Source organism: Paenibacillus cisolokensis (assembly GCF_018403665.1).
In the GTDB taxonomy this organism is placed as follows: domain Bacteria; phylum Bacillota; class Bacilli; order Paenibacillales; family Paenibacillaceae; genus Paenibacillus_AH; species Paenibacillus_AH cisolokensis.
Map to the genome: position 1 here is coordinate 1 of NZ_BOVJ01000086.1, position 10,190 is coordinate 10,190.

At 59.6% G+C, this 10,190-nt stretch carries 7 protein-coding genes and 1 pseudogene; 7 read left to right on the forward strand and 1 reads right to left on the reverse strand.

Going from position 1 to position 10,190, the window contains the following annotated elements; translation table 11 throughout:
* The 6 genes from PACILC2_RS12640 to PACILC2_RS12665 all read left to right on the forward strand — a co-directional run.
* Positions 1-2,057, forward strand: a 2,057-nt coding sequence (locus PACILC2_RS12640) for a family 78 glycoside hydrolase catalytic domain (protein WP_213529049.1), incomplete at its 5' end; no start/stop codon positions are given.
* A 363-nt stretch (positions 2,058-2,420) separates the two neighbouring features.
* Positions 2,421-4,649, forward strand: a complete 2,229-nt coding sequence (locus PACILC2_RS12645; RefSeq protein WP_244863475.1) for an EAL domain-containing protein — start codon at positions 2,421-2,423, stop codon at positions 4,647-4,649.
* 151 nt (positions 4,650-4,800) lie between these two features.
* Positions 4,801-6,618, forward strand: a complete 1,818-nt coding sequence (locus PACILC2_RS12650; RefSeq protein WP_213529050.1) for a thiamine pyrophosphate-binding protein — start codon at positions 4,801-4,803, stop codon at positions 6,616-6,618.
* Positions 6,619-6,645: 27 nt separating this feature from the next.
* Positions 6,646-7,017, forward strand: coding sequence for a carboxymuconolactone decarboxylase family protein (locus PACILC2_RS12655; RefSeq protein ID WP_213529051.1), 372 nt, complete (start codon positions 6,646-6,648; stop codon positions 7,015-7,017).
* A 3-nt stretch (positions 7,018-7,020) separates the two neighbouring features.
* Complete coding sequence (locus PACILC2_RS12660; RefSeq protein ID WP_213529052.1) at positions 7,021-7,638, forward strand: NUDIX hydrolase; 618 nt, start codon at positions 7,021-7,023, stop codon at positions 7,636-7,638.
* Positions 7,639-7,742: 104 nt separating this feature from the next.
* On the forward strand, positions 7,743-8,636 hold the full coding sequence (locus tag PACILC2_RS12665; RefSeq protein WP_213529053.1) for an NAD(P)/FAD-dependent oxidoreductase: 894 nt from the start codon (positions 7,743-7,745) through the stop codon (positions 8,634-8,636).
* A 236-nt stretch (positions 8,637-8,872) separates the two neighbouring features.
* On the opposite strand, the gene PACILC2_RS12670 is transcribed toward PACILC2_RS12665, so the two are convergent.
* Positions 8,873-9,838, reverse strand: coding sequence for an SPL family radical SAM protein (locus PACILC2_RS12670; RefSeq protein WP_213529054.1), 966 nt, complete (start codon positions 9,836-9,838; stop codon positions 8,873-8,875).
* A gap of 131 nt (positions 9,839-9,969) precedes the next feature.
* Here PACILC2_RS12670 and PACILC2_RS12675 point away from each other — a divergent pair.
* Positions 9,970-10,190, forward strand: a pseudogene (locus PACILC2_RS12675) (hypothetical protein); the annotation flags it as partial.

Genomic DNA, 10,190 nt, shown 5'->3' on the forward strand with positions numbered 1-10,190 from the left:
GGGGCGGGCCGTTCGCGGTTTCGGCGAACGCTGCCGGCCCTTGCCTCGTAGCGAGCGGCCGCTGCATCCTGCCGGGAGGGGAGACGGCGGCCGATGTGGCGACCGGCAAGGAAGGTGCCGCGCCGTGGGAAGTGATGCTGGACCGGGCGGTGAAGTGGGAGCCCTACGGCGGGACGGCCTTTCTCGGCGCGATGGAACGGGTGGATGGGGGGCTGCTGCCGCACGGTTGGAACGGACCGGACGGCGGACGCACGGACGAAGCGCACTGGTCTGCGCCCGAAACGAGGTGGCCGGCGGACGGCCGGACTTACGGGCTCATACCGCCGTTTCCGCTGCTGGAGCGGCCGATTCCGCTTCTGTATGAACGGCCGCGCCGTTTTATCCGCGAGATGCCTCGCGGAAGGGACGGCACGCCTTTCGGCACGTTCGGGCCCGCTCTGACAGAGCCGCTTGACGTCGCCGCGAACGAAACGCGCGCCGTCGTGCTCGACGCCGGAGAGCTGACGACAGGCTATCTGTCGCTGCGGCTGACCGGAGGAGCGGGCGCGGCCGTGCGCATCCGCTATGCGGAAAGTTACTCCCGCATCGGAAAGCGCGCGTTCCGGGAGAAGGGACGGCGCGACGATGCCGATCAATACGATTTGCTTGGCCATGAGGACCATTACAGAACGGGCGGCGGAGAGGAGACGTACGAGCCGTTCTGGTGGCGGACGTTCCGATTTGTACGCATCGAGGTGACAGCAGGGGACGAGCCGGTTGCCGTTTATCCTCCGACATACCGCGAGACGGGCTACCCGCTGGAGGAAGTATCGGCGGTCCGGACATCCGCCGACTGGACCGGTCCGCTGTGGGACGTAAGCGTGCGCACGCTGAAGCGCTGCATGCACGAGACGTACGAGGATTGCCCGTATTACGAGCAGCTGCAGTACGTGATGGATACCCGCCTGCAAATTTTGTTTACGTACCGGCTGTCCGGAGATGTACGGCTGGCCAGGCGGGCCATTGAGGACTATCAAGCCTCGCTGCTGCCCGAAGGCATCATTCAGGCCCGCTTTCCGTCGATGGAGCCGCAAGTGATTCCCGTTTTTGCGCTGCACTGGATCTTTATGCTGGAGGATTATGTGTGGCAAACCGGGGATACCGGATTGCTGCTTCGCTGCCGGCCGGCCGTCGACTCGATTGTCGGCTGGTACGCGCGCAAGCGCGGGCCGCACGGCCTTGTGGAAAAGCTCGGATATTGGGAGTTTTTCGACTGGGTGCCGGAATGGTCGGATACGCTCGGCGCGCCGGCCGCCACGCTGCACGGCCCTTCCGCTTGCCACAACGCCGTGTTCGTATGCGCCTTGAAGGCGGCCGCCCGTTTGCTGCGCCTGACCGGACGAACGGAGACGGCCCGGGAATACGAACAGATGGCCGAGTCAACGGCCGAGGCGCTGAAGCGGCTGTGCTGGTCGGAGGAACGCGGGCTTTACCGCGAAGGGCCCGGACTGGAATGGTACAGCCAGCATGCCCAGGTGTGGGCGGTTCTCGCGGAAATCGAACAGGGGGAAGCCGCGGCGTCCCTTATGGATCGGATGCTGGCGGCCGATGACCTGCCGGTGTGCTCTTATGCCATGTCGTTCTACCTGTTTCGCGCGCTCGAAAAGACGGGCCGTTACGACCGGACGGAAGCGCTATGGAAGCCGTGGCGCGAACTGCTTAAGCTCGGTTTGACGACCTGGCCGGAAGATCCGTTCATGCAGCGCAGCGATTGCCATGCCTGGGGCGCGCTGCCGCTGTACGAATTTACGCATGCGCTGCTCGGCGTTCGTCCGGCAGCGCACGGATGGTCGGTCATCGGAATCGAACCGCAATGTCTGTCGCTGACCGAAGCGGAAGGCCGCGCCGCGACGCCGCATGGACCGGTCGACGTCAGTTGGAGCAGGCGAAATGGCATATTCCGCATCGCGGTAACGACTCCGGACGGAGTGCCGGTCCGGGTGACGCTGCCGTGCGGCAAGACGGTGGAAATGCCCGGCGGAGGCGCCATGACGACGGAAGAGCCGATAGTCCTATGAAAATGAAAAATGAGAACTATAGACGCGGAAAGAACCCGCGTCTTTTGTCGTTAAATGATGGAAAGGGAAAGCGGAAATCATTGACGGCCGATGCTCCTTATGTTACATAAATAATAAACCAACAGGGTATGACAGCTGTCATGCAAGTCGGATCGGGTTGCAGGCGGCCATCGCCTGCCGGCCATACATATGAACTTTTACGCCATGGGTATATCAGCCGTTCGGTCCGCAATTCGGTGCCCAGGGCTTTTTTCATGCCAAACGATTTGCTCGGAAAAGGGGGGATCCGGCTGTAATGACAACAGACTGCAGCTATAAGGAGCGCTCACAACATCATATTAACGAATGGCGAGGCGACGTCCGATGAAGAGCAATCATGCAACGAAAACAGGATTTCGGATTACGGGTACCAAACCGTCATACGTCCTGGAATCGCAAAGCCTTTGCGAGCAGTACGGAATCGACCCTTCGCAATTGCCTATATTTGAGCAGCTATCCGATGCCGAGCTTCGGGACAAGCTTCGCGATTACGGCGAGTTTCTGGCGATAACCGACCATTTTATGGAACGGATGCTGGGCACGATCGCGGAGCCGATCCCCGTCCTGTTGGCCGTCTGCGACTATGAAGCCAGCATTTTGCAAATTCGCGGCGACGAGAGCATCAAAAGCTTTATGGATCAGATCGGCTTCAAGGAAGGCGTCCGGTTTACGGAGGAATTGACCGGCACGAACGTCGTCAATTTATCGCTTCGTCTGAAAAGGCCGATTCAGCTTGTCGGGGACGATCATTATCACCGCGTATTTTACCAGGCAGCCTGCTATTCCGTACCGTTTCGCTTCGAACAGCTCGGCGATCTGACAGGGACGATCTGTCTGATGACGACGGCCGGATTGCATAATCCGCTTTTCATGAATATGCTGCAGTCGACGCTGGATTTGATCGAGCGGGAGATTATGCTCCGCAATCAGAATAAACAGCTGCATATATTGAATCAGATCATGATGGAGACCGAAATCAACGCCGTCATCGTCACCGACCGCAAAGGGCAGATTACGGAAATCAACAAATGCGCCACCAATATTATCGGCGTACCCCGGGAGAAGATGCTGGGACAACTCGCCCAGTCGCTGCCGTATGTCGGTTCCTATTTCACCCAAGTGCTGGAAAAGGGCAGCCGCTTCGAGGATATCGAGCTGCGGATCGAACTTCGCAATCTTGTCGGTCTGTTCGACGTATTCCCGATCCGGGACGAGAAGGGCAGTCTGATCGGCGCATACGGCCATTTCCGCGATATTACCGAACGGTACGAAACCGAGATGAAAATCAACTACATGGCGTATCACGACGAGCTGACGACGCTTCCGAACCGCCGTATGCTGATCAAATATCTGGAAGACAAAATTTGCGATTACGAGCGCAGCGATGGCAACAAATTGGCGGTCATGTTCCTCGATCTCGACCGGTTCAAGATGGTCAACGACACGCTTGGGCACAGCGAAGGCGACGTTCTTCTCCAGCAGGTCGCCTCCCGGCTCGTCCGGTGCATCGGCAGCGGGGATCTGGTTGCGCGCATGGGCGGCGACGAGTTTATGATCGTACTCGAACGCCCGCACGTGAAGGAAATCGAAGAGACCGCGCGCGAGGTGCTGAAGACGTTCGGCACTTCGTTCGTCATCGGCGAATACGACTTCCATGTATCCGCCAGCCTTGGCATCGCCGTATGTCCCGACAACGGCACCGACGTCAACTCCCTGATGATATTTGCCGATACCGCGATGTACAGGGCGAAGGCGAAAGGCAAAAATACGTATCAGTTTTTCGATCCGGATATGCCGCTCATTACGCATGAACAGCTCGTGCTGGAGATGGACCTGCGCAAGGCTATCGAACGCGGCGAACTGCTGCTTCATTACCAGCCTCAGGTCATCGCTTCAACCGGACAGCTTGTCGGCCTGGAAGCGCTCGTTCGCTGGCAGCATCCGGTATTGGGCATTATTTCGCCGGACAAGTTCGTTCCGGTTGCGGAAGAGACCGGCCTCATCCTGCCGCTCAGTCTCTGGGTGCTCAATGAAGCGTGCAGGCAAAACAAACGCTGGCAGGACGAGGGGTTCCGGCCGATTCGCGTTTCGGTCAACTTGTCGGCCCTGCAGTTTTCGGACGAGGCGTTCGTCCAGACCGTCGCTTCCGTGCTTGAAGAAACCGGCCTCGATCCGCAATATTTGGAGCTTGAGCTGACGGAGACGATGGCGATGGACGTCGATCATGCGGTAGGCACACTGAACGCTTTGAAGGAACTGGGCGTACAGCTGGCGATGGACGATTTCGGTACCGGGTACAGCTCGCTCAATCATTTGAAGCGGTTCGGCCTGCACAGGCTCAAAATCGATCAGTCGTTCGTCCGCGATCTCATCAGCGATTCCAACGATGCCGACATTGTCGGTACGATTATCGCGATGGGCCATCTGCTCGGTCTTCGCGTCATCGCGGAAGGCGTGGAAACGAGCGAGCAGTTCGACTTTTTGCTTAGCAAAAATGCGACGAAGTGCAGGGATACTATATCAGCAAACCGCTGCCGCCGGATCAGGTTGTGAAGTTGCTGGAGAAAAACTGAGAAGTCGCGCGGCTGCCGCTTTTCGAAATCCGTGAAAACAAGTCGAGTCCCCGATCCGTCTGTCGATCACAGTTCGAGTCTGGAAGGAGTTCCTATTTTTCCGAAAATTACGATGCGAAGGAGTGACCGGGATGGAGAGTGTAGCTGCTGTTTTGGCCAAACATTTCCAGTCGTGGGCAGTGACGCATGTATTTGGCGTCCCAGGCAAGGCCATTCTGCCGATCATTAATGCTTGCGATCGGGTAGGTATCCGCTTTGTGTTAAGCAGCCACGAAGGCGCGGCCGGATTCGAGGCATCCGGCTTCGCATGGGGGAAAGAGACGCTCGGCGTCTGCCTCGGAACATCCGGCCCCGGCGGCACGAACCTTGTGACCTCGGCAGCTCAGGCCAAAGCTTCGAATTTGCCCGTACTGTTCATAACCGGTCACCCGTCGATGAAAGATACCGGTGCCGGGCTTGGCCAGGACGCCTCTTATTTCGGAACCGATATTGTCAAAATATTGGAGCCGGTGACGAAATTCAGCATGCGGGTCGAAAGAGGCGATTTGCTGAAAACCTATTTGCGCCATGCGATGGAGCGGGCGTTTTCCGGCGTGCGTGGCCCCGTCCATTTATCGATCCCCTACGACGTATTTCAAGAACAGATCGAACCTTTCGAGCTTGAGCTGCCAAGCTTTTCTCCGACATGCTCCCTGAATCTCGGCCATGTCGCCGAGTTGATCGAGCGCGCGAGACGCCCGGTTATATTTGCCGGCAAAGGCGTCCATAGCGCGAGGGCGTATGACGAGCTGCGCCGGCTCGCGGAGCGCTGGAGCATTCCGGTCATGACGACGGCCAGCGCGAAAGGCGCTTTTCCGACTCTGCATCCGCTGTCGCTGGGGGGCTTCGGTCTCGGCGGCACGGACAAGGCCGACCGTTACTTGCTTGAAGGTACCGATCTGCTGCTCGTCATCGGCACCAAGCTGAGCGATATGACGCTTTCCGGCTACCGGGAAGAAATGAAACCGGAACGAATCGTTCACTTCGATTTCGAGCCGACGTTTATCGGCAAGACGATCGATTGCCCGACCGTTCCCGTGCTTGGCGACATCAAGGCGAATTTGGCCGAGCTCCTGCGTCTGTCGGGGCGGATGTCCGGCGGCCAGCCGGAGATGGAGGCCGTCCGCGTCTCGCGGGAAGCGGCGGCTGCGGCCGAAGCGCCGGTACAGGACGGAACGCCGGTACTGGACGAGACATCGCCGCAGAACGGAACGCCCGTACTGGCAGAAGCGCCGGTGCAGAATGGAATGCCGGTACTGGCAGAAGCGTCGGGAGCGGTGCCGTCGGGTCCCTCCGCGATTGCGGCGGCGCCGTCTGCCGGAGACGGACGGCCGGAACGTCCGGACAGAGGAGGCTTTATCTCTTCCGGCGACGCCATACGGGCGATGCAGAGACATATGCCGCAAGACGCGCTGCTGTTCGGAGATTGCGGCAGCCATACGTTTTATGCGATTCGGGATTATGTTGTACACACGCCAGGCACGTTCATTTTCGACAGCTTGTTCGGCGCCATGGGCCATGCGATCGGATATGCGGTGGGCGCGAAGCTGGCCAGGCCGGAACAGACGGTCGTGTGCCTGACGGGTGACGGATGCATGCTGATGCACGGTACGGAAGTGTCGACCGCGGTAAATTATGACGTGCCGGTTATTTTCGTCGTGCTGAACAACGGCCGTCTCGATATGGTGGAGAAAGGCATGACGAAATATTTGGGCAAAGCGATCGGCGCCATCTATAAACAGCCGATCGACGCCGCGGCGTTCGGCGAATCGCTCGGAGCGCTCGGGTTCCGGTGCCTGACGGAAGAGGATATCGGACATGCGATGCGCGCGGCGCTTGCTTCGGGTCGGACGGCCGTGCTCGACATCATCGTCGACCCGCTGGAGACGCCGCCGACGATGAAGCGGTAGAGCGAAGGAACAGGGGGGACGAATAATATGGAACTGTCGCGTGTCGAAAAGGGCAGGCAGGTCATGTACGATATGATGGGAGAGCACGGCAATGCCGCGCTGAACCAGATTGCCGCGATGGACGAAGGGTTCGCGGAATTGTTAATCGGATTTTTCGGCGATATTTACGGCCGGACGGGGCTGGACAAGAAGCAGAAGGCTCTTGTGACCCTGACGACGCTCATTACGCAAGGCGCACATGCCCAACTGCGGCTGCATACCCATACTGCGCTTCGGGCGGGGCTGACCGAGCGCGAGATTATGGAAACGGTCATTCAATGCATTCCGTATGTCGGGTTTCCGTCCGCAACGAACGCGCTGCACGTTATTCGCGAAACGCTGGATCGGGAGAAGAATTGACCGATGCCGATGAAGTGGCTGCGCTGGGCGAAGCGTCTGCAGGCAATAGCACAGGCGGGGTTGACCTATTCGAAGGATCCGTACGACCGGGAAAGATTCGAAGAGATTCGCGAGCTGAGCGTTGAAATGATGGCGGCCCAAACCGGCACGGAGGCGGCCGTCGTCCGCGAATTGTTCGCCAATGAGAAAGGATATGCGACGCCGAAGGTTGACGTTCGCGCTGTCGTATTCCGCGACAACAAGCTGCTGATGGTTCGGGAGAAGGCGGACGGATGCTGGTCCCTTCCGGGCGGCTGGGCCGATATCGGCCTGTCTCCGGGCGAAATCGCCGTGAAGGAGACGCGGGAGGAGGCCGGTTACGAAGTCCGGGCGGAACGTCTGCTGGCGGTGTTCGACAAGCGGCTTCATCCGCATCCGCCTTCGCCTTACGACACCTATAAATTGTTCATCCGCTGCGAGATATGCGGCGGATCGGCGCAAGCAGGGCTCGAAACCGACGGCGTCGGATTTTTCGCCGAAGACGGGCTGCCGCAGCTTTCGACCGAACGCAATACGGAATCGCAAATTCGCCTCATGTTTCAATACTTGCGCGAGCCGGACCGCCCTTGCGCCTTCGATTAGCGATTCGGCTTTTCGCAACCGACGTTTAAAAGCAGCCGTACGCCGCCATAATGAGAGGGAAAATACCGTATGCCCGGCATACGATGGCAAAGGGGCGGAAAGCTGTGAATTACGATTGCGCGATTGTCGGCGGCGGCTTCGCCGGCGTGCAGGCCGCCATCCAGCTCGGAAGATACCGGCACAGCGTCGTGGTGCTGGACCGCGAGGGCGGCCGTTCCAGCCTGTGCAGGCGTTATCACAACCTGCTCGGCTGGCCGGACGGGGTGAGCGGCCCCGAGCTGCTCCGACTGGGGCGCAGACAGGCCGAAGAGCTGGGCGTCCGGTTCGTCAGGGCCGATATCGGGAGGGCGGAGCGAAGAGGCGATTCGTTTACTCTGCATGCGGACGACGGGACAGTGTATCGCGCCAGGCGGCTGCTGCTCGCCACGGGCGTGAAGGATCGGTTGCCCGACTTGCCCGGGCTGCTGCCTTGTCTCGGCTTGACGATCTTTATTTGTCCGGATTGCGACGGTTATGAGGTGCGCGGACGGCGCACGCTTGTGATCGGTTCGGGCGATGCGGGCGCGAATATGGCGCTTACGCTGGCCTACTGGACAAACGATCTGGTCTATGTGAACCATGAAGGGAAGGCTATCTCGCCGGACAGGATGGAGCAAATCCGGCATCTCGGGATCGAGTACCGCGAGGAGGCGGTGATCCGGCTCGAGACGGACGGCGGCGAGTTGCTGGGCATCGAGCTTCAGTCGGGCGACCGCATGCCCTTCAATCGCGCCTTTCTGGCGCTTGGCGGCAACGAGGTCAAATCGGAACTGGCCGTCCAGCTCGGCGTAGCGGTAGCGGACAACCGCCATATCAAGGTCGATCCGCGTACGAAATTGACGAATGTGGAGCATGTATGGGCGGCAGGCGACGTTACGGTTCATTCCGAACAAGCGATAATCGCGATGGGCGACGGGGCCCAGGCCGCAATCTGGATGCATAAAAGCTTGTTGTCATAAGGTTTCGCCGGTCGGGTGACGGATGATCGATTCCGTTGCCCGATCGGCATTTTGGGGGGGCGGGGCGCGGCTTTCACCGCGGACGGGGAAACGGGCGCGCTGGTACTAAGGCCCTGCGGGTGCGCTATGGCGCCTGAGCAGGCGAGTGCCTGCAGGTGCGCTATGGGCAACGGAGCAAGCGATCGCGCCTGCAGGTGCGCTAAAGGCAGCGGAGCAGGCGCGTCCTGCCAGCGATGTCAAAACGGGAAGGACAGTTGTTCTACGCTTTCCGTTGCCGCGGGCGGTTTCGGCTGTCGTCCTGGCGGCGGGGCGGTATTGCCGACGGGACCGCTTCCGCCGCCGTCTTGAAGGCCGAGCCGCTTCCGGATGTCACGATAATTCGCGGAGAGCGGTTCCTTGTAGCTGTCCGGTACCGTGCCCGAGCTTGCATACAGCGTTTCGTATGCGCGCTTGAGATGGGGATAGTGGAAGGAGAGCGTCTGCATGAACCAGCTTTTCACTTCGGGCGTGCTAAGCCGGAGGAAGGACGTCATGACGAAAGAAGCGCCCGCCTTGACCGCCTTGGCCATCAACTCGTAAATTTTCTCCGGATGGTCCGAAATATAAGGCAGTATCGGTGCGATAAACACGCCTGCCGTTATACCGGCGCTGCGCAGCTCCTGGAGCGTTTCCATCCGCTTCGCGGGGGACGGCGTGGACGGCTCGAATGCGCGCCAGATCGCGGGGTCAAGCGTGCCGATGCTAATATTGACCGACCCTCCCGGCAATTTCTTCAGCAGGTCGAGGTCGCGCAGGACGAGCGGCGAGCGCGTCGTGACCGATGCGGGAATGCCGTATTCGACCAGCAATTCGAGGCAGCCGCGCGTCAGCTTCGCGTCCTTCTCCGCCGGCTGGTAAGGGTCGGTGGCCGTGCCGATGACGACATGCCCGGCGCGCAGGGAGGCGAGCCGGGCCGGCGTCATTCGTTTCAGCTGTCTGGCGAGCGCTTCCCGCGCGTTGCCCTTGATCATGATGCGGTTTTGAAATGTATCGTCGGCGTCAAGCCCGAGAAAGGCGTGCGTCGACCGCGCATAGCAGAAGCTGCAGCCGTGTTGGCACCCTCTGTAGGGATTGATCGACCAGCCGAAAGTCATGGAAGGCGCCTTGACCGGATTGAGCACCGTTTTGGCTATCAGCGTTTCGTAACGGATCGTCCGTTTCATCGTCCCACCCTCGTTTTATCCGCAAATTAGAAAAGAAGCAGTTGATTGCGAACATTTGTTCTCGTATATTGTAACATACAAACGTTCAAAATCAACCCGGCAAATCATGCCTTTGCGTTCGCGATGCCGAGTTGTTCGTGTGCGACGACGGCTTGTCCAGCGCTCTGGATGCGGAGACGGAGCGGAAATGGTGGGAACGGCTTTTCAGCATACGTCACGGCGCGACTTGCCTTGTCATCTCGCAACGCAAAACGACGCTTGTGCATGCCGATTGGAACATCGTGCTTGAAAATGGCCGCATGGCGGCGGAAGGAACGGCAGAGGGAACGACGGACCGCGAACGGCCCGCCCC

What these genes read in the sequence shown, in the direction of transcription:
- PACILC2_RS12645 (WP_244863475.1), top strand. Translation starts at nt 2,421, where the DNA reads ATGAAGAGCAATCATGCAACGAAAACAGGATTTCGGATTACGGGTACC.
- PACILC2_RS12650 (WP_213529050.1), top strand. Translation starts at nt 4,801, where the DNA reads ATGGAGAGTGTAGCTGCTGTTTTGGCCAAACATTTCCAGTCGTGGGCA.
- PACILC2_RS12655 (WP_213529051.1), top strand. Translation starts at nt 6,646, where the DNA reads ATGGAACTGTCGCGTGTCGAAAAGGGCAGGCAGGTCATGTACGATATG.
- PACILC2_RS12660 (WP_213529052.1), top strand. Translation starts at nt 7,021, where the DNA reads ATGCCGATGAAGTGGCTGCGCTGGGCGAAGCGTCTGCAGGCAATAGCA.
- PACILC2_RS12670 (WP_213529054.1), bottom strand. Translation starts at nt 9,838, where the DNA reads ATGAAACGGACGATCCGTTACGAAACGCTGATAGCCAAAACGGTGCTC.